The organism is Vallitalea okinawensis (genome assembly GCF_002964605.1).
Classification (GTDB): Bacteria; Bacillota; Clostridia; order Lachnospirales; family PQDH01; genus Vallitalea_A; species Vallitalea_A okinawensis.
Window position 1 is genome coordinate 119,653 of the sequence record NZ_PQDH01000002.1, and the last position, 19,968, is coordinate 139,620.

General features: G+C 30.9%; 26 protein-coding genes and 1 other RNA gene. 7 read left to right on the forward strand and 20 right to left on the reverse strand.

All coding sequences use genetic code 11. From position 1 onward, the window contains the following. Positions 1-20: 20 nt before the first annotated feature. From C1Y58_RS05720 to C1Y58_RS05730, 4 genes are all read right to left on the reverse strand, one after another. Positions 21-845 carry a DUF2268 domain-containing putative Zn-dependent protease gene (locus C1Y58_RS05720; RefSeq protein ID WP_105615056.1) on the reverse strand — a complete coding sequence of 275 codons (825 nt, stop codon included), beginning with the start codon at positions 843-845 and terminating at the stop codon, positions 21-23. 225 nt (positions 846-1,070) lie between these two features. Further along, positions 1,071-1,937 carry an AraC family transcriptional regulator gene (locus tag C1Y58_RS05725; RefSeq protein ID WP_105615057.1) on the reverse strand — a complete coding sequence of 289 codons (867 nt, stop codon included), beginning with the start codon at positions 1,935-1,937 and terminating at the stop codon, positions 1,071-1,073. A gap of 132 nt (positions 1,938-2,069) precedes the next feature. Next, positions 2,070-2,198 (reverse strand): hypothetical protein, encoded by a 129-nt coding sequence (locus tag C1Y58_RS27000; RefSeq protein ID WP_278286075.1) that lies wholly within the window; start codon positions 2,196-2,198, stop codon positions 2,070-2,072. Between the two features lie 300 nt (positions 2,199-2,498). Continuing rightward, positions 2,499-3,446, reverse strand: a complete 948-nt coding sequence (locus C1Y58_RS05730) for a M15 family metallopeptidase (protein ID WP_242985367.1) — start codon at positions 3,444-3,446, stop codon at positions 2,499-2,501. Positions 3,447-3,762: 316 nt separating this feature from the next. On the opposite strand from C1Y58_RS05730, the gene C1Y58_RS05735 reads away from it, so the two are divergent. Continuing rightward, positions 3,763-4,311: a GNAT family N-acetyltransferase gene (locus C1Y58_RS05735; protein WP_105615059.1), complete on the forward strand. Its 549-nt coding sequence runs from the start codon at positions 3,763-3,765 to the stop codon at positions 4,309-4,311. A gap of 47 nt (positions 4,312-4,358) precedes the next feature. Beyond that, positions 4,359-4,598, forward strand: coding sequence for a tautomerase family protein (locus C1Y58_RS05740; RefSeq protein ID WP_105615060.1), 240 nt, complete (start codon positions 4,359-4,361; stop codon positions 4,596-4,598). Positions 4,599-4,817: 219 nt separating this feature from the next. Here the strand turns inward: C1Y58_RS05740 and C1Y58_RS05745 are convergent, their stop codons facing one another. Continuing rightward, on the reverse strand, positions 4,818-6,065 hold the full coding sequence (locus tag C1Y58_RS05745) for an MFS transporter (RefSeq protein ID WP_157949973.1): 1,248 nt from the start codon (positions 6,063-6,065) through the stop codon (positions 4,818-4,820). Positions 6,066-6,300: 235 nt separating this feature from the next. On the opposite strand from C1Y58_RS05745, the gene C1Y58_RS05750 reads away from it, so the two are divergent. Continuing rightward, positions 6,301-6,798: an HXXEE domain-containing protein gene (locus tag C1Y58_RS05750; protein ID WP_157949974.1), complete on the forward strand. Its 498-nt coding sequence runs from the start codon at positions 6,301-6,303 to the stop codon at positions 6,796-6,798. A gap of 235 nt (positions 6,799-7,033) precedes the next feature. Here the strand turns inward: C1Y58_RS05750 and C1Y58_RS05755 are convergent, their stop codons facing one another. The 4 genes from C1Y58_RS05755 to C1Y58_RS05770 all read right to left on the reverse strand — a co-directional run bounded on the left by C1Y58_RS05755 (position 7,034) and on the right by C1Y58_RS05770 (position 8,891). Further along, the gene (locus C1Y58_RS05755; protein WP_105615063.1) at positions 7,034-7,270 is read right to left on the reverse strand and encodes a hypothetical protein; all 237 of its coding nucleotides are present in this window, start codon (positions 7,268-7,270) and stop codon (positions 7,034-7,036) included. A gap of 20 nt (positions 7,271-7,290) precedes the next feature. Beyond that, complete coding sequence (locus tag C1Y58_RS05760) at positions 7,291-7,536, reverse strand: TIGR04076 family protein (RefSeq protein WP_242985345.1); 246 nt, start codon at positions 7,534-7,536, stop codon at positions 7,291-7,293. Between the two features lie 131 nt (positions 7,537-7,667). Next, positions 7,668-8,327: a FusB/FusC family EF-G-binding protein gene (locus C1Y58_RS05765; RefSeq protein WP_105615064.1), complete on the reverse strand. Its 660-nt coding sequence runs from the start codon at positions 8,325-8,327 to the stop codon at positions 7,668-7,670. Positions 8,328-8,612: 285 nt separating this feature from the next. Next, positions 8,613-8,891, reverse strand: a complete 279-nt coding sequence (locus C1Y58_RS05770; RefSeq protein WP_105615065.1) for a CD3324 family protein — start codon at positions 8,889-8,891, stop codon at positions 8,613-8,615. A 351-nt stretch (positions 8,892-9,242) separates the two neighbouring features. Between C1Y58_RS05770 and C1Y58_RS05775 the strand changes: the two genes are divergently transcribed. After that, positions 9,243-9,650, forward strand: coding sequence for a hypothetical protein (locus C1Y58_RS05775; RefSeq protein WP_105615066.1), 408 nt, complete (start codon positions 9,243-9,245; stop codon positions 9,648-9,650). A gap of 197 nt (positions 9,651-9,847) precedes the next feature. Here the strand turns inward: C1Y58_RS05775 and C1Y58_RS05780 are convergent, their stop codons facing one another. After that, positions 9,848-10,336 carry a GyrI-like domain-containing protein gene (locus C1Y58_RS05780; protein WP_105615067.1) on the reverse strand — a complete coding sequence of 163 codons (489 nt, stop codon included), beginning with the start codon at positions 10,334-10,336 and terminating at the stop codon, positions 9,848-9,850. Between the two features lie 66 nt (positions 10,337-10,402). After that, complete coding sequence (locus tag C1Y58_RS05785; RefSeq protein WP_105615068.1) at positions 10,403-10,723, reverse strand: hypothetical protein; 321 nt, start codon at positions 10,721-10,723, stop codon at positions 10,403-10,405. A 260-nt stretch (positions 10,724-10,983) separates the two neighbouring features. On the opposite strand from C1Y58_RS05785, the gene C1Y58_RS05790 reads away from it, so the two are divergent. Next, positions 10,984-11,451 carry a hypothetical protein gene (locus C1Y58_RS05790; protein WP_105615069.1) on the forward strand — a complete coding sequence of 156 codons (468 nt, stop codon included), beginning with the start codon at positions 10,984-10,986 and terminating at the stop codon, positions 11,449-11,451. 164 nt (positions 11,452-11,615) lie between these two features. Here the strand turns inward: C1Y58_RS05790 and C1Y58_RS05795 are convergent, their stop codons facing one another. The 3 genes from C1Y58_RS05795 to C1Y58_RS05805 all read right to left on the reverse strand — a co-directional run bounded on the left by C1Y58_RS05795 (position 11,616) and on the right by C1Y58_RS05805 (position 13,116). Further along, positions 11,616-12,254, reverse strand: coding sequence for an HAD family hydrolase (locus C1Y58_RS05795; protein ID WP_105615070.1), 639 nt, complete (start codon positions 12,252-12,254; stop codon positions 11,616-11,618). A 65-nt stretch (positions 12,255-12,319) separates the two neighbouring features. After that, positions 12,320-12,640, reverse strand: a complete 321-nt coding sequence (locus tag C1Y58_RS05800; protein WP_207655717.1) for a DUF3795 domain-containing protein — start codon at positions 12,638-12,640, stop codon at positions 12,320-12,322. A gap of 134 nt (positions 12,641-12,774) precedes the next feature. Further along, a complete protein-coding gene (locus C1Y58_RS05805; protein WP_105615071.1) occupies positions 12,775-13,116 on the reverse strand; it encodes a hypothetical protein in 342 nt (113 codons plus the stop codon). 221 nt (positions 13,117-13,337) lie between these two features. Between C1Y58_RS05805 and C1Y58_RS26375 the strand changes: the two genes are divergently transcribed. Further along, the gene (locus tag C1Y58_RS26375; protein ID WP_157949975.1) at positions 13,338-13,496 is read left to right on the forward strand and encodes a hypothetical protein; all 159 of its coding nucleotides are present in this window, start codon (positions 13,338-13,340) and stop codon (positions 13,494-13,496) included. A 156-nt stretch (positions 13,497-13,652) separates the two neighbouring features. Here C1Y58_RS26375 and C1Y58_RS05810 read toward each other — a convergent pair whose 3' ends face one another. Next, positions 13,653-14,162, reverse strand: coding sequence for a hydrolase (locus C1Y58_RS05810; protein WP_105615072.1), 510 nt, complete (start codon positions 14,160-14,162; stop codon positions 13,653-13,655). Positions 14,163-14,265: 103 nt separating this feature from the next. Next, complete coding sequence (locus C1Y58_RS05815; RefSeq protein WP_105615073.1) at positions 14,266-15,207, reverse strand: GNAT family N-acetyltransferase; 942 nt, start codon at positions 15,205-15,207, stop codon at positions 14,266-14,268. 380 nt (positions 15,208-15,587) lie between these two features. On the opposite strand from C1Y58_RS05815, the gene C1Y58_RS26380 reads away from it, so the two are divergent. Then, a complete protein-coding gene (locus C1Y58_RS26380; RefSeq protein ID WP_157949976.1) occupies positions 15,588-15,758 on the forward strand; it encodes a hypothetical protein in 171 nt (56 codons plus the stop codon). Between the two features lie 391 nt (positions 15,759-16,149). On the opposite strand, the gene C1Y58_RS05820 is transcribed toward C1Y58_RS26380, so the two are convergent. The 4 genes from C1Y58_RS05820 to C1Y58_RS05835 form a co-directional block, all read right to left on the reverse strand. Then, positions 16,150-16,431, reverse strand: a complete 282-nt coding sequence (locus tag C1Y58_RS05820; protein WP_105615074.1) for a hypothetical protein — start codon at positions 16,429-16,431, stop codon at positions 16,150-16,152. 219 nt (positions 16,432-16,650) lie between these two features. Next, positions 16,651-17,244 carry a hypothetical protein gene (locus C1Y58_RS05825; RefSeq protein ID WP_105615075.1) on the reverse strand — a complete coding sequence of 198 codons (594 nt, stop codon included), beginning with the start codon at positions 17,242-17,244 and terminating at the stop codon, positions 16,651-16,653. Between the two features lie 370 nt (positions 17,245-17,614). Beyond that, positions 17,615-17,964, reverse strand: an RNA gene (gene rnpB, locus C1Y58_RS05830) — RNase P RNA component class A. A 67-nt stretch (positions 17,965-18,031) separates the two neighbouring features. Continuing rightward, positions 18,032-19,843: an HD domain-containing phosphohydrolase gene (locus C1Y58_RS05835; protein WP_157949977.1), complete on the reverse strand. Its 1,812-nt coding sequence runs from the start codon at positions 19,841-19,843 to the stop codon at positions 18,032-18,034. Between the last annotated feature and the right edge of the window lie 125 nt (positions 19,844-19,968).

Below are 19,968 nucleotides of genomic sequence, written 5' to 3' on the forward strand. Positions count from 1 at the left end.
TTATAAAACCCATAATATCTTTACCTATCCGAAAAGCTACTCTTGTCAAATATAGTTTGATGAGGAACTTTTATTAACTCCTTAAAGCTTAAATCAGGATACTTTTCCATGAATGACTTAACAATTTTACTTCCGAAATAATAACCTGCCGAAGGTGGTATCCCTAATTTTTTATTCCCAAACATATAATGACCCAGGTCTTTTAGAGAAATTTCATCATAGAGTACAGATTTGAAAATTTCCCATACCCTCTGTTCATCTTCTAATGAGACTCCTTTATGCCATGAAGGCTGCCAACCAGGATACAGACTTTTTGCAAATTCATCTGCTTCACCTTCATTAATAAGTTTCTCTAATAAATTACCTTTAGTTTCTTTCCCTTCTTTTTGACAATACCAGTAATTTCCCAAAGCGACATGATGATATTCATGCGCAAATACAAAGGGGATCAAATTAAATGATTTTGCTGTCAATGGATTAATACATATTATAATGTTCCCCCAAACATTTGATCCAAAGACACCCTCATCAATGTTAGTGGCTGAAGGATAAAATGCAATCGTCATTGGGTCTTCATCTTCGATAGGTAGTTCTTTAGCAATATTCTTAAACACCTTCTCGAAAGTAGATAAATCTAATTTCTTAAATAATTCAACCTGTTTTATAATGATTTGTTCATCTTGAATAGCTGTAGGCTTCATAAAATCACAGGAATCCCCCGCCCATTCAGAAATTTGATTCCAGTATGGAGATATCATTATCCGTTCCCACAATTCATCTTTTTTTTGCGGGTATTGCGAATATTGCTCTAATTGTTTATAAGGGTACAGAAATTTAAATTCCATTTAAAGTCCTCCGTTATATTGAGAAGTATGCTCTTCTCTTTTATTAACTCTAAGCATCTGATGTAATAATCATAAGATAGACAAAAAAAGATATCAATGCAGAAAATAACTATATCCATACTTACCAACATGCACCTTCTTCAAATAGTTAACATTTATACTAAAAAGAGAGAGGATAACTCCCCCCCCTCTAATTCAATATTTAACCTTAACTACTTAATATATTTACCTATTATCATTCTTAACAACAGGTATCCATACTTCAAACTTATAATCATCATCATGCTTATTTCCTGCATTGGGGAAACATTCAATCTCTATTGATTCAGCATGTTTATAGTCTGACGTCGGTAACCATTCAGAAAAAATACGCTTCCATGCTTCTGCCATTGCGGTTTTAACTGGTCCCATCACTTCAAATATAGCCCATGTCGATTCGGGTATTATTTGACTACTCATGCCTTCTGGTACTTCATCATCAGATATGCAAGCAATGGTATAGTCAACAGTATCCTCTCCTAAGACTTCGATAAAACCATGTACGCCACTAGGAATACCTGATGATAGGTCAGATAAATCTTGTAGAACTCCATTTCTGTAAAGTTCAACCCAAAATTCAGGTACAACAATTCCACTTTCGTCAGGAGCTTTAAAATGCTTCTTGATACCTATAATCTTAAAAGCTTCTTTTCTCTCAATCCTGTAATTCATTTCATCATCTCCCTTAATTGATATATGGAAGGATATACGCGGGTAGGCTTTCAAAGATACACCTCCCTTTCGAACTTTTGAAGGGATTATCCCATGTAAATTTTGAAATGCTCGTGAAAAGGAGTCTGGTGACTGGTAACCGTATTTGATAGCCACGTCAATAATCTTAACATTGCTATTTTGCAATTCAAAGGCAGCCAGTGTCATTCGCCTACGCCGTATATAATCCGATAAAGTTATATCAGCTATAAACGAAAACATTCTCTGAAAATAATAAACTGAACAACATGCTAAATTTGCTGCTATCTTATAGTCAATTTCTCCATCTAAATTATTCTCAATATAATCTAATGCATCATTCATTCTTTGCAAATAATCCATTCTACGTCCTCCTTCCTGATAATAATATATCAGAAATGAATTACTCTAACCCGATGATTCATGCTCTTAAAAGTGGGGTTTAAATCGCCCATTTTTTTACGTAGAGGCATGAGAAAAGAGCCTATGGGCTCTCTACTCTTGACTTTCTTCTAATAACTTTTCCATTAAATCTAACATTCTTAGTCTTTGCTCTTCTGTAAAAGGTAGATCATCTCCTTTTTCATCTGGGGCTTTTGAGTTATCATCTTCTTTAGTATTCATGCTGTCATCCCCTTCCTGCGTCTACTTTGCTTAGATTCTTTATCTTTTGTAAATATATATATGACACTTTTAAAAGCTATTTTGTTCCAGAAAAATTGAAATTTAATTTCTTTTATTTATATTAAACCTTTTGATTGTAAGAAGAGTTCTACTTAAAGTCTTATAAATTATTGTATTACAGGTAAGAGCTATAGTTGATTTATTAAAGACAACAAAAAAGACCCTATATCATTATAAGGTCCTTATCACTACTTCTTTGATTATGTACTTTTACTTAAGCTGATTTTATTTATTCTCAAATTATGATTGAGCTAGTTCTATCGTAACGATGTAACTCTTATCATTAACACGTGAAATACCAATAATGCTTTCTTCTTCAATATTTGATGAATTGAAATCGAATTCTTCAATGTCATCAATGTAATATACTTCATTGGTCTGACCATTTTCAGATTTGATATATAGTATTTTTTCGTCTTGCAATAGAATAAGATACTCTTCTAAAGTCATATGGTGCGTATAGATGTACTCTGAATGCACGTTACCAACATAGCGATAATGCCAAGGTTCATACATAATATTTGTTATTTCTGTCTTATCCTCAGGATATCTAAGTATAAAACCATATTTATAAGCATTGTCCATTAACCACGTTCCTGCTGGTGTTTGAGCAAAAGAATTATCTAAACGGTATGTAGTAGTAGATAAAAAGTCAACAGCCATGCCAGATTGATGCTCACTTGTTCCTGGTGGAGCAACTGCTAAACTAGCTTTCTCATATGCTTCCTCTTCACTATATGTATTGGTATAAAGGTTCATTTCTCTATTAAATAAGTTCCTTTGATAATTTATGTCTCGGTACCCACTAGCAATTATAAGATCTGAGATATTACTAGCGGTACTATCCTTAAATAACTGATTTAATGCCTTTTGTGCTTGATCATTCATGGATATTACCTTGGTTGCTGGCAAATCATTCTCAACTAAGTTGCTAGTGAAATCAACTTGTATAGGACTTGTTTTACTAATTAACAGTACTTCTGGTATATCATCGCTGATAATCCTCTGCTTTAATGATTTTATCTCTTCTGTTGTTTTTAATAATTGATCTTCATTAGATGCTTTTGCTTCTACACTCTGATATTCAATACGAGATAAGTTTCTCTGTTGAATATCTTCTTCAGTTGTTACTTGAGTAAAAGTAAGCATCGCAGAGGAAAATAATACAGCAAATGTAATGTTTTTCATCACAAGATATCATCCTCCTTTTTTGTATGACATTATTATATCCTACTCGACCCTTAGAGTCAAATATATTACATTTTTATTGCACTATGTATGATTTTTGTAATATTTTTTACACTCCATAGTATTAATCCGACTTAGAATAAGTTCTATACTCATTATTAAGCGAATTTAATTGCTTCACGAGTAATTTATAAACTATATGGCATTATAGCCTTGATTGGTATATAAATCTAATTTTATACACTAAAGTATTGAAATGGATTATTATATGTAGTATACTTAACAGTCTAAAAAATGTCATGTAGGGGGTAAAAGCATGCTTGTTGAATCTAAAATTATTCAAGGAAGAAATTTTTCATGGACACTGAGATGTCCTACAAAATCTGATGCATATGAACTATCACAACTGAGAGTTAAAATCGATGAAGAAACTGATTACCTCGACCGTGAGCCTGGTGAAGGGATTTTATCACCAGAAGATTTTCAGTCCCTAATTCATGAAGATACTTCAACTGATAACAATTTATTTTTAATCGCAGAAGTTGATAATAAGATTGTAGGTTTCACACGATGCGCAGGCAACACATTACATAGGTTTAGACATAAAGCAGAATTTGGTATATGTATCCTAAGGGAATATTGGGGAAACGGAATTGGACGTGAATTACTCTCTAATCTTCTAAAATGGACTGATCATGCAGGTATTGAGAAAATTACCTTAACCGTAGTAGAAGATAATACTAAGGCCATTCAATTATATAAACAGTATGGGTTTGTTGAAGAAGGATTATTAATAAAAGATCGGAAGCATAGTGATGGGCACTATTATAATACTGTTGTTATGGGGAGAATTTCATCACAGTAGTATTCAATTAAATTATTATTTTTTAGGGGTAAAGGAGCGTGATTATAATGCCACATGCATTAATTAAACTATGGACAGGTAGATCAGAAGAACAGAAAAAGTTACTTGCTCTAAGAATTTCTCAAGTTATAGCTGAAACTGCTAATGTTGAAGAAGAATGTATTTCAATCGCTATTCAAGATATAGAAAAAGATGTCTGGTACGAGCAGGTTTATTCAAAAGATATCATTGAATACCAAGATATACTCTATAAAAAACCCGGTTATGGACCTTTATCTGACATATAAATTATTTAATTCAAAACTTAACTACATTTATTATTGTTTTAATTCTTAAGTGCAAATCATTAAGGTCAATAAAAGAAAGAATAGGGATGTTAAGTGATAAACAATCATACACGTAATACATCCTTATTCTTTATAACAACTTTCTTATCTTTTATGCAAGTTTCCTCATCAAAGTTAGAACACATCTTAAGCAGCTTAATAATAAAATCACAAAAAATACTAAAGTTCTAAGTATGATGCATTATTATTGTTGGATTTGCTACTTTGCAACTCTTTAAGCAAATACTTATATAAGCCTATGGTTCCAACTAAGGCTATAATACCAGTATACAGATGTAGATTTACAATATCTATTTGATCCATTAGTACTCCTATTAACGGATACAATACTGCAACTGTAAGATTCTCGCAAAGACTTTTAAAAGAAATTATCGTAGCCCTTTTATCTGTAGGAATATTATCATTTACATACTTTAAGAGTAACGGTCTTCTAATTCCTCTAGCGAATTCCTGAAATAGAATAAAGAATGCGCCTATATATAGTCTTGTCATTCCCATCATCAAAAATGAACTTATGAATAATGAAGCTAAAAATAATAGCGATTTATTTTTCAGTCTCTTCATAATGACATTTGCATTTCTTGAGCCGATAGCTGCAGCTAGATTAAAAATAGAAAATAATATACCGAAATATTTAGCATCAATATAAACTGCTTTCATATAGGGCTGATAATACCAAAATCCAATTCGCCATATAATATAAATGAATACTGAATACATAATGATAGCTCTAATCTTATGATGTTTCATTACATAGGCAGCACTAGATTTTACATGTTTATAGTAATTTGACTTCTCTTCCCCTATTTGTGCATGAGTCTCTGTAAAAAAAATAGTGAACACTCCAGAGATAGTTAGCAAACCTATTGAAACAATATAGGGCAAGTTTACGTTTATATTGTATAGATATCCTATTATGATAGATCCAACTGACTGTAATAATAGAGCATAAAACAGAGCTTTCCCCTGTATTGAAGAAAATTCCTCCTCTCGTTTTAGCTCCTTCAGTGTATCGTATAAGAGTGCACTATCAGCTCCCGACTTAAAACTCAATCCCAGTCCAAACATAATTTCTGCAAGAATGAATAGATAGAAATTTCTTGTGACTACATAGATTATTAAACCAATAATCAACATTATACTAGATATCATTAGGCTGAATTTCCTACCTACTAAATCTGCTATAGCTCCAGTTGGTACCTCAAGTAAAACGATACTTACAGCATTGATGGACTGGAGCATCATTATCTGTGTAAAACTTATTCCTTTATCCAACAAAAATAAGACTACGATCGGAGCAATGAGTCGAACCCCAAACCCTAAGTATAGATAATAGATAACAATATTCTTTTTTAAATGTTTATTATTTACCTTATTTCCTCCTTTATAGTATTTAAATTTCCGCACATTTTTGTAAATACTATTAATAATATTAAATTCCGACCACATTTCCAAAATTTATTATATAGCATAAAATCATTTATTTCAACCTGTTTTCTCAAATCTTACTATTTTACTTGCTAGCATACTTTTTATGTTTATGCTCTATTTAGCTACTATAAATTCCATAATAATCTACTATATGTTATAATTTACTCAATTAGTTATGCTCTATATATCATGCATAGAAATGAGGGATAAAATGTGGAAACAAGTTTATAAGACCTTACACTATCATCGCCTTATAATTATTACTTTGGTTACATACTTAACAATTCACCTAATCGAAGAAGCTCTTTTAGGATTTCCTGCTTGGGCATTAACACGATGGGGTATTCCAGGTTATACGACTTTTAAATGGTTAATACATAACGTTTATTTTGCCGGCTTCTTAATTATAGGTTATTTCATTTATAGAATTAATAAAGAAAAATATCTCGTGTTCGGGTTAGGTATTGTTGTATGGGGCTTATTGAACGCATTAAATCATATTATTTTTACAGTTATTTTTTTGGAATATAGTCCTGGACTTCTTACAGGATTACTATTTTTAGCTTATACAATTATGACAATTTTTAAATTAAAAGAGCAGGATAAATTATCGTTTAAGATAATATCTTTATCTATTTTTATTGGGGTAATTTATTGGGTGCTGCCGATCGTTAGTTTTATAGAAATAGATAAATTAATGGGTCTATAACCTCTCCCATGACTCGCTATCTAGTTTTGATCTCCTAATTCTATTAACTATCTATTCTATTCTGAATATCTTATACTAGAGTTATTATAATAGGAGATTCAATTATCTATGTATTAACATAGCAAATCACACGATCAAATAGGCATGAACAAGGAATATTAGCTCATAATTTCCTTGTTCATGCCTATTTGATTAAGTTAATAAATTAAACATCTCCTAATAGTACATTATCATGTTATTTTTTCTTTCTTATATCTATTTTGTATGCTTCTGTTACGCTGATGAGTATTCCCACTATAATCAATAACCAAAATAATGTATACGCTGAGGTTGCATCATAGCACAGCAAAAAGCCTTTAAACCCACTTATGCTATTATAGGTACATGGCTTAAAAATTGAAATAACCAATAATAATAGATTTCCAACAAAACCACTCAAGTACAGTAATGTACCTAAATACATTTTTTTCATTCTTTTCCTCCAAACTAAACTTAGTCAACCACTTTCCCCTCAATTAATACTCTTCCATTGTCTGGACATTTGCATTGAAATTTTTTGGCTTTTCTGGTTCCAAAGTCTAAATCACCATTATTTATTAACGTGTAAACACTAGGGTATATACATTGCCATAATTCGTGGCATATAGGAGGACAAATATCCTCAACTATGTAAGTATCACCTTCTTTATGATAGCCTCCTCGACATGTGCTTTCTAAGACAGTTAATTTAACTTTCATAATAAATTTCCTTTCAATATGTAATTTATGCAAAAACTTTGTTAAATTATAACATAGAAAGTAACTAATTAGTATCAATCACATAAATAAACACCAGATATGGTTATTACCTTGGAGATAGGATGTCACATTTACTTTATACTGTTAACATCCTTTAAAATTTCCTCAAGCTTATCAACAGCTGAAATTCGCTGGTTGCACTTGGTGCTATCTAGACATATATCAAAACCTATTGACCTATAGGTACCTTTTTTAGAATTAGCTGATTTACAGATATGTGAAACGAAGGCTACTTCACTACTACTACCTGTATGATAGCATAGTATACATATATGAATATTATTTGAACTATGCTTCGGCATCCTACATGCCATTCCTATGAGTTTACCGTTCATATTGTAGACAACAAATAATTTTCTAATGGCTTCATCGATCCAACCTAAATACACACTCTTTGTACCCTGTGTATTAATATTTGGTATTCTAATTTTCTTTTCTTTTTTAAATAGTCTCTTTACTTCTGCGGCTGTTATGTTTGGCATCCCATATACATATTCATCCAAATTAGCTAAGTAGTTATCAATTTGCAACTGCTCCTTAATTGTACTTATATCAAGTAATTCTTTTTGCTCCCATGATAAATCCGAAAAAAGATTTAATATCTTATCTTGCAAATATGCATTCGTTGCATCAATAATATTTATATCTACACAGCCTCTAAGAGTATTATTTAAATCCGTTAAACATTGTTTAATATAATTGTACTCATGTTTTTTTATAAATGCATCCATTATCATTACACCTCTCTTCTTACAACAATTATTTTTTATACTTTTTAAGAAGTAATTATATTTCTCTTGTTTTTTCTCACTAGCCTATCACTAAAAAAGATGATTATTATTACTCCACTGAAAGTAACAATAATCATCTTTAATAAAAAACACACTAATCTTTTGCAATCATTTTACTCTTGATCTTTGTGTTAAACCAAAATGATAACTTTCATTGGATTACTACAATGAAATCATATCATAGTTTAAAATAAGGAATCAATCTAACAAATAATTCTGGAACGATTATGAGCATAGACGTTTCTTTTGACCAATTATTCTTCTTATGCTCTTTTCTGATAAATAGTACTCTTGTGTTAGTTCTTTAATCGTAGTACCTTGATTATATTTTTCGTAAATTTCATTATTTCTGACTTGAAGGCTACTCTTTATACCACTCTTTTCTCCCCATGATTTATGATTTTCATGTTTTCTGGGTACATAAAGATATTTTCCATCTACATATTCTTGTATTATTTTAATTATTTCCTCAGGTAACACTTCTAGTGCTTTTACATATTTCATTTCTTTACTCCTCCACTTTAGTCAATAGTGTTCTAGCAAAGAATACTAAAAAGCTATGTGTTACTGAACCTAAACCTGTTCAGCTAAATTAACAGATTAGGCTCCAAGCAAAGCATAGCTGACTATGTTGTAGTCTTTGCAAGGAGCAAGCTGTTTTGGAGCTGAAAGTATCTATAGCTTTCAAAAAAACACCCCCAATACGTTAACATATTATATCATAATTAATGTTAACTTGGAAATTTTATATTTTATAGGACTATCTATACTAACTTTTTTTATTCTCACTTCTATAAGTACCAATTTAATCTATAATGTGATATAATTTACTCAATAAATTATGGGGGAATGTTTATGGAAAATAAAATAGCTATTAAAGATTTAATAGATACTTTTTATGATATTATTTCAGGTGAAACTGAAACAGAAAGGGATTGGGATCGTTTTAGGACATTGTTTTTTGCAAACGCTCACCTAATGCCTTTAAGATTTAATGACAGCAATGAGTGTGTAACAACACCAGTAAACGTGGAGGCATATATTTTAGGTTTGGATAGGTTCTTAAAATCTAAAAACTTCTACGAGTATGGACTAAATTATAAAATAGACATTAATAATAATATCGCTCATGTGTATAGTGAATATGAAGCTAAAATATCTTTGCAAGATAAAAAACCGATTAAAAGAGGAATAAACTTAGTGCAACTCATAAAAGAAGGGAATGAATGGAAAATACTGAATATGTTGTGGCAAGATAAATGAAGCTTTAATCAACCCTGATTGATTACTTGGAAGATTATATTATGGATAAGAAGCTTGATGGTATAAACAAAACGCAATACTATCCTACACAATAAAAAAGGATAGTTTCTACAGTTATATGTATATGCTATCCTTTAGAAATACTTATTGCTTCTTAAACTAAAAAACCTTCGTAGCTACTCCAGGGATTAGAATGCCTAGTGGTGACCCAGTATTTGAAAGGCTAAGTATAGGTAAGTATTATTATCCTGATAATTAAATTCTTCTGTGTAATATTCTAAGTCAAACTTTTCATTTAGTTTATACTCACGAGAAATCCTAGGTAAATACTCCTTAATAATTTCTCGAATCTCTCTATCCTTATTTTTATAATTCACTTTAAAAAGAATATACTCGCCTTTAGGTATTATAATCTTATGAAAATCATTTATCTCATCACAATACTCTATTTCGCAAGCAGCATAGTATTGATAAGATTCTCTCTTGTCACTCTCATTCAAATATTCCCTATATCCTATAGCTTCGTGATTTTCAATTAATCTATCAGTAAACTCACTGCTATATAACTTTTCAGTGAAATGTTGCCAAAATGTATGTATATCGGTATAACTACTATTATTCTCATTATCATATTTCAAACCAATATAAACTCTGTCTTGAGGAAACAATTTAATCTGAAAATTCATTATAAACCTTCTTTCATTATTATATCTACTTTACTCCTTTACTAAAATAGATCTATGTACACTGGCCTATAAAGAACTTCTCCTAGCTTTATATATACCAATCAATAGAATAAGATAGGGTATGCCACCTAGAATACTCATAAGTATAATAATTGGAGCATTTAAATATCCTAACAATATCAAAAAATCAGACTGGAGACCAAATTCATGTAATAAAGATATTGCAAGTGAGTAAAGTATACTTATAATTCGTACTATTATCTTAGCAATCAAGAATATATTAATGTACTTATATATAATTGATTTTTGCTTTAAAGGTGATAAAAAGATAATTCCCAAAATATAAAGAATAACTTCCCCACCACTTAATAGAATTGTAAAAATCATCTTCTTCTCCTTCTTTTTTAAATAGTTTACTGAGTAAATTATATCATATTTTAGATTACTTTGGAATTTATTGCATAGAAAAAGAGTAGCGTATTCATAATACCTTTCATTCGTCAGCACTCATTTTAAGTAGTGGTATGTATACACAGAGTGAATCCATGCAAAATAAATGGAAAAAACCTATGTACTGTTAGTTTGATTATTCAAACTCGTGCTATTCTATGCTATAATTTAACATATTTAATTGGAGGTGAGTAATTATGGATCAAAAGCTAAATAAAAAAATAATAATTCTTATTGTCACTTTATTGATTTATATATATGGAATACTCATACCCATCATCCCTTTAGGTACGTTTTTCTTGTCTGATGCAAATATTATAAGAGTATATCCACATCATATTTTCCTCCTAAAAGAATCCCCTAATAATGAGGCACCTGACTTTGAAAGCTATATGAAAAGCAAGGGTTGGAGTAATACAGGAGAAATGGAAAGTTCAACGATATATATAAAAGAAAACTCGAAGCGATATATTCACGTTGATCAATTTATACATGTTGTTATGAATGACTCTAATATACAAATATATCGAGGAATGACTTCTTTACTTGATTGGTCAATATTTGGGTTTAGTATAGCCTTCATGTTTTACCTATCACCTATATTGGGTTGTATTATTCTGATAGTAAGAAATAGAAAGTTAATAATGTATAAATATAGAAATTAAAAAATAAGAGAACCTTGAAAGCTTACTAGAATATCTAACTAGCTTTCAAGCTTATATTTAGGTTCCTCATTCCATTCATTAAATCCAACTTAGATAAATAACATTACGCGTTCGCGACTATTTATCAACTTTTAATAGAGGTCCATGCCCTAGCAAAGGGCTATTTAGACTATATGCTCTAGTACATCTATTAAACTATCTGTGTTTAGATAAACATCAGCTTTTCCTATAAGTGAATCCGAATAATTTATTGCAATAGCTTTCTTACATTTCTCAAATACTTTTATATCAGATGTGCTATCACCTATTGCAATACATTCGTTTAGATCTATATCATTTGCTTTACAATAAGATATTAAACATTCTAACTTACCGTTGTCTCCCAAATGATTTTCAATTTTTCCTGTGAACTTTTCATCACACACTTCATATGTACTTCCATATACTTTTGAAAACAGGAATTTCTGCCCTAAAACATCAGCTACTTGAACTGGTCCAGCTGTGACAATAATAGATTTTATATCATGCTTGTTCAGTTCAGACACCACCTCTGCAATTCCATCAATCAACTTTACAGTTGACTCAAAGTTCTTATTTACTTCATGGATTGATAAATTTTGAAATAATTGTGCTTTTATATAATCAGCTTCAATCCAGTCAATCTCATGTCTATCTTCTTGTTCTTCAATCTTGTCTACTTCACTTTTATTACCACTAAGTTGACATAAGTACTTAACCGAATTCGTTTCTCTTATTAAAGTACCATCCATATCAAAACATACTAATTTAAACCTTTTATCCATGAGACTCTCCTTTCTAATGCTCATAAAAAATAGCCCCGTCACTTTCCTTAGCCTTTGGTATCTATTTATTCATGGTTCCACTTATCCAACCAATTTTTTTCTCCTAATTCTTTCAACTGATTTTGATTCAAAATTAAATTTTGTCCAAGTTTCCTCCAGCTTTCTGAAAACTTTTTAAATCTACTACATGGAAATGTCTTGCACTCAAAACAATAATCATAACCTTTTTTTTCCTTACAACATACATAAATCCCTTTGCACTTTCTATTCTTACAATGTTCTTCTGCTCCTAAACAAGGATTTTTTTCTCTTAAATAGTTTGGGCACCCTCCACAGTAAATGCCACACGGAGGTATGAAACCATTATATTCTTTGATATAAACCATTTCCTTTCTCTAAGAAACTCTTCAATTGATAGGGTTATCTGAGATAAATAAATCATTTCACTATTTAAAACTGTTCTCATATATATCAAAAAATTGCGATATAATACGACCTTGTTCTTTACAACACATAATTATTAAGTTTTATTTCTTTCATCATTTCTTAGATATATGTACCAATAAATTGGAATAGTTATAAATGAAAAGAACCAAATGCAAACAGTCCAAATAATTTTTTTGCCAATGATCAATTCCTTATTCATAGCAAATATATGTACAATATAACCAATAATAAATCCCCATAATAATAATACAGATACAAGTAATAGTATCAACCACAGAATGACTACACTACGTAAAGATACTGGGATTTCTTGATTTACAAGATCAGAATTAACAATTATTGCAGCAAATACTAGACTTAAAATTACTATCACCGATGGTAGTACACTACCTAACATAACCAATTTCTTCTTCATAAGTCCTCCTTTATATTATCTTTAGTTGATTATAAGTTATTATGTTAAATTATAACATATAATGAAACTAAGTTGAATATTGTATTAAAAAAGAACATTGCCCGAATTTTATTATCTCAGACACTTAATTTTTATTAATTGACTGTTAAAACTTATATCGACTATGGTATACTTCTACTGTAAATAGAATTTTTAGGAAACATTAAAAGGGAGAATTTCACATGGAGACATTTGCACTATTAGGTTTTGTTTTTGGTATGTTTGCCTTTTCTCAAGTGCTTATACTACCAAATAGAATTAAAGCTTTGGAACAAAGAGTGATTATTTTAGAAGAAAGAATTAGAGAGAAGGAAGAAGATAACTTAGACACTGATGACTAAACTTAATTTTAACCTACATGAATGTAGATTATAAGGATGAAATCTAGGACCAGAAGGTAAAGCTTTTAACACCTTATCCAATACAAAAGGGAAAATTAGTATTATCATTATGCTTCTTGTAAGACACAGCGAGTATGTTTCGCTGTGTCATGTAAATTAAATTCTTCCGAAGAATACCATATAATTGTGACCATAATGCTTAGAGCACTTTGGACAAGTGGTATAAAAGACGAAGAATTCTTTCATTTTATGTCCTTTGGATTGAATAGAGGTTTCTAATTTTTTGATTAGTTCAGGAAATTGCTTAAAATCAGCATTGAATACCTTTGTTATAAATGTTCCTGATATACGTACCATTTCTAGTTCAGGGACTTCTTTGGATACACGAAAATAATGGTCTGCTTTCCATTTGGAAACATCTTGAGATAATGTCAGGTAACCACAATCAATATTCGCATTGGATTTGTCTATAGCTTTTTGAACATTAGCAAAAACTTTCCCCAAATTAAGAGGCATGTAAAAAAGGCTTTTTGTGGATGCTTTGGCAAATAGCATGTTGTTTAATACGATAGTTTTTTCATCCCATGGTTCAGGTGAAAACTTAGGGCAGCATCCTGTTTCAGCATTCTCGGGGTCGATAAAGGGTAGATTATTGACTTCACTCATTGGGTACCTCCTTAAATATAACGAAACTATTTTATATACGTATATTTAATTATACAATAATAAATCTGGCTTTGTACAGAATATAATTCCATTAAAGGCACCCTTACTCAAATTTCTTATACATCGAAATGCTTTGTACCCCAGGTAAAAATCCCATTTTATAATATAAACCCTCCGCAGCATTACCAACTGTCACATCTAACTTTACTGCTGGTGATATGTCTTTTAAAACAGTTAATGCTCTCTTTATCATGTTCTTAGCAATACAATCTCCTCTGAAACCCGGTGTTACTCCTATTTGGTTAATCATAGAGAACTCATTGTCATCTTCCTCATTTTTCCCTGCTAAACAAACCCCTATTAATTCATTAGTATTTCTTCCATAAACTAAAGTAGAAGCCTGTATACTATTCGTGGAAATGTACCTTTCTAAAAACATCTTAGAGTATTCAACTTCTTCATCTTGAGTGTTGTTTGAAAATTCTTCATAATGGATGCCGCCTTTATATGATTCATGTAACACTTTTCCGATCTCAATAGCATCCTCAATTGTAGGTATTTTAATAACTAAATCTTCCCTCCACTTTATATCATCAAATATCTCCGTTGGACGAATCATCATTCTTCTAGCAAAATTTCTCCTATATCCAAGCCTATTGTAAGAATCAACATCTCTTGGAGGTATTGTATATAAAACGATTTTCTTATTCTTATCTGACCAGTGTAATAATGCATTGTTTAGTTCACTAATTACAGAAAACTTGTCTACTGAATAGGGTGATACTACAAATAAATACGCCAAAAAATTAGGCTGTATTACTACACCACCAACTTTTTTATTATCCTTAAAAATCCAAAATCTATTGAAATCATCCCCATCTGTATCATGAGACAGCTTGTTCCAACTATATGTAAGTTCATCATCCATATCTCCATATATGGCATAATGTATTCCATAGTCAGCTTCATTAGCTCTTATAAGAATAAATCCATCATCTAACTCATATTGCTCTTTTCCCTCTTCCCACTTCTCAATATTTTTCATATAAGTTCCCCCTTAAGTAATTCATTTTTAGCTATATTCATTTTAATAAATTATATATACCAGGTAAAGATAAAGAATAATTCTGTATTATTTTTTACACAAAAAAGCTATCCTATTTCTAACCACTAAACAACTTCATTTTTTACAATTTATATCAGAAGTTCAATCATTGATGACTTTATTCGATTGGAGTAAATTTCTTTCTTATAGAATGGAATTTACTCATTAGTATTAATATCGAATTCATGATTCGAGATTTGCTATTCTTTTGTTGGAATCTATCATAGATATGGTTTCTTGTTTAAATCCTCTATTCATCTTGCATTTAGTTATTTTACAACTTAAAATGTATATATAAATAAAAAGAGAGGGGTTTTATTATGGACATGTTAGCTGGTATTGTAGGTGGATTATTTGGATTAGCTTTCTTTGTAGCTTATTTTGGTTTTTGCATCTACCTATTAGTTCTTACAGTTAAATTTCTCAGAAGAGGTATAAAAGCTTTTGATAAATACTTGGCTGAAGATAATAATAATTCGAATCAGTTCTAGTACATATCATGCTACCAGGTATTAACTTGGTAGCTCAACCTTGGACTTCGCAGCATAAGAAAAGAAGCAAGATGAATATATTACTCACCTTGCTTCTCACTATAAATTCTTCTTATATTCTGATGTAACCTTTGATAAATCTTTTTACATTTACAGAAAGGGAGTAATGTGCTTGATATTGCTATGATCGAGGTGCTTCTTTATTTTATCCTGGCAATCAAGTTGGTCAAAATGGGAATGATCTAACAAAGAGTAAAACCCTATGATTAGACTACTTTTCATCAATACAAACCACTGTGGCACAAAATTTATACATCTAAGAAAGAACCTTTTCAAAAGGTCCTCAAATATCAATGGATATGCATTCTATAACATGAAAGCGTACCAAGTACTAATTAAAATCATCTCTTTTTTTAAGTTCTTTTAATCTCTTTTTGTGTCCTTTTGCTGTTCTCTTTTCTTGCTCTGCTGCATTAATATATTCTTGGTATGTTTCAAATAATGATTCATCTGATTCTTCATAGTTATAAATTATTTGATTACTTAATTTCTTAATCTTCTTGTTAAATTTATTATAGCGAGCTGTTTCTTTTTTAATTTTGCTTTTTTCTATATCAGATGGATTTGAATATTTATGGATACGATTATAACTTTTATACTTTTCCTCAGACATTTGATAACACCCCATCATTAATAATAGCTACATGCAAACGTTTTAGCTATTAATACTACTCAAATTCATAATAGTCTAAGTAAAAAAGAAATTCAATATAATAAATAAATATAATTATATTCTCATAAAAACTTAGATTTTGAACAAGGTCCATGTCTTTCTATTTTTATTATATCTTATTCACACCATTAGATTAATTAATCTAATATAATTTAATTCTTAACAAGGTTGGTCAGTAACTAGATTAATAAGTTTCTCATGGCTAAATGTACAACTAGCTATAGGGGTAACTTTTACAAATCCAGAACCAGCTGCCTCCGTACGCAGAGCCGTATAACAGTATACTCCTGGTTTTATATTAAAGTACTGTACTGCTAATTGATTACCCATCATACCCATGAGATTTATCGGAACTTCAAAATTATCAGTCATACCAGCTGGTATTCTTCTTTGATCTGTAATACAGCTTCTATTACCAGCAAATGTATATTGCACTACATTTATGTCAATAACTTGCTCAACATTAGTCTCATTCTGAACTGATATTATTAAACTACCTGTTTCATTCTTAAATATAATAGTATCAATAAAGAAAGGTCCTGTTGTTAAATCTAATGCACATATAATTTCTTCAATACATTTTACCTCACTCTTTATTTCTCTTAGTCCAAATTTTGGATTTTTAAGCAAGCATATTATTTCATTTACTTTATTGCAAATTTTCTTTAGAAGTTTAATTATATAATTTATAGCCCCTTTTTTTTCTTTTGGGTTATAAGGATCACAATAATTACAATCTCTACTCCTTTGCATTTAATATCGCCTCCAGCTAATACATTAATATTTATTTTTATAATTTATATTATGATATTCAATATATAATTGTTAATATTTATCAAAATATGATAATGATTATCATATTATTATAATTATAATGACATTAAATACTTTTAACTCTAAATAGGTTTTTTTATTTATTAAAATGGACCTATAAAATTTTTGTGATTATGAAGCATGCGACTGTTGATGGTAGAGTTAATCTATAGTTATAGAGTTCAATTTATATCACTTCTTTACATGAGTAAAGGAGTATACTCCATAAAATTCAAAATTAGAGCATAAAAAAAGAATGTTTAAATGTAAACTAAATACATTCATAACATCCTAAATTGATGATTTATATGTAATGAGCAAGTCTATAAGCCGAGTTCTGTATTGGATGATCATCTATCTCGACTTACTGTCACCAGTAAGCTCTAGCAACCTACCCGGGAACGTGGCGGGCTACCACAATTGTTCCCCTATCCGGTTTTGCTCCGAGTGGGGTTTACAGAGCCCTCTTTGTCGCCAAAGAGGCGGTGAGCTCTTACCTCACCTTTCCACCCTTACCAGCCGAAGCTGGCGGTTTATTTCTGTTGCACTTTCCTTAGAGTCGCCTCCACTGGGGGTTACCCAGCACCCTGCCCTATGGAGCTCGGACTTTCCTCACATACAGCCTTTCAGCTTTGTATATGCGATCATCTGACTTACTCATTCAATTTTTCAGCTAGTATAATATAACACATTTAATTAAGCATTGTCAAATAGAAATATATACCTTTTATAAATCTTCATCATAACTATAACGGATATCAATAAACTCTTGACGATAGTCGAGAAATATTCTTATTAAATATGGATCGAACTGTTTCCCTTTTTGTTCTTCTAAGTATTCAAGAACTTCATCAATATCCCATGCCTCTTTATAGACCCTTTTACTGCAAAGTGCATCAAAAACGTCTGCTATAGCTACTATTCGAGATGGAAGATCTATAGCTTCACCTTGTAATCCATTGGGGTAACCCCTACCATCCCATCGCTCATGATGTTGAAGCGCTATGCTAGCTATCATTTTAAACAGCTCTCTCTTAGAATCCTTTAATAAGTCATAACCAATCTGAGTATGCGTTTTAACTACAGTAAACTCTTCTTGTGTCAAAGTACCTGGTTTACTAAGAATTGATTCGGGTATACCAATCTTACCCAAATCATGTAGGGCAGAAGCTACTTTAAGATTCTTTGCATCTTGTTCGCCAACTCCTGCTCTAACTGCTAAGAGATATGATATTTCTGCAACTCTTTTAACATGAGCTGATGTAGCAGAAGACCTTTGCTCTATTATACTCCCCAATCGATAAATGATCTCTTTTTGAGTGTCTAATAATTCATCGGACATTTCTAAGAGCTCTTTTCGTTGCCTGTCCATGTTAAGTTGTCTTCTATAGATAAATAATAGATAAATAACGACAAAGGAAAAAGTTAAGACAGTCATCAAAAAATTTCTAACTAAATCTCTATTCTCTAAAAAGTAATCAGGTGGTTCATTCAGCAATATGGCGTCATTAGGTAAATTATTTTTATCCAATTTATACCGTTCAAAAACGGGATAATCGTATACATAATTAAATACATTATCATAATCATGTAGTATTTTAGGAACCTTTTTACATTGCCAATAACCTTGTAACGCATTGATGGCTTCCAGGGCGAAACTATAGGTTGATGACATATAGCCCCCTAACACATTGCTCACAAATTGATATTCATAAATAGCATAGATTGGAGCATTTGAAATACTAGCAAGACTGGAAAGCGTTTTAGTAGGGTTAAAACGTACTTCTTGACTATCCACAGCAAAAATGATGTATAGAATGATGTCGTCATCCGGATCACTGTTTTTCAGCACTACCTCCACTTCATCTAAAGAAGCATTATCGTAATAGTAGAAGTTGTATCGATCCTCATAGGTCTTGTAAGCCTCTAACATTTGGTGTTTATTATATTGTCCTGTTGGTGTACTATCGATTATAAGATGTACATTCTCTGCATTAGGTTGTAAAGCTATAGCCTGTTCTAAATTATCTATGTATGGAATGACTTCCGGTATAATGCTAATGCCATCTTCTATTTGCGCTTCACTATACACCTTATTAATTCCTATTGCTACAATGGGAATATCTTTAAAGACATCTTCATTGAGCTCCATGACAAGCTCAAATCCTATATCATCTGTAACAATGATACCATCCATAGGTGTATCTTGATACTTATATGTAAGTTCTTGAACCAGTATGTCCATGTATTCCTCAGTATGAAACTGCTTGGTATCAAGGTATTCTGTCTCTATTTGATATTCATGAGTATCAGATTCTTGTGTTACCTTAGTAATGCTTTCCTGTAAACCTGCTGTCCATGCAAAACCCTCATCATAAGAATGGATAACTAGTATAGTCCTTTTTTCTATAGGTGGTTGTAGAGGTATTAAATGTACGGTGTTTTCTCTATTCATCTCTTCTGTAATTGATATGTACATAAAGGATATGATAAATATGAGAGGTAAAAAGATCAGTAATACAAATTTTATCCTATTCATCAAAATCACCTCATTATAATTATCGATTATTTTCCTTAGTTTATCAAGCATTATCCACTAATTATGCTCTGTTTATTTATAATTCAGAAAATCTTACCATGCAAAGCCCCTCACTGATGTAAGGG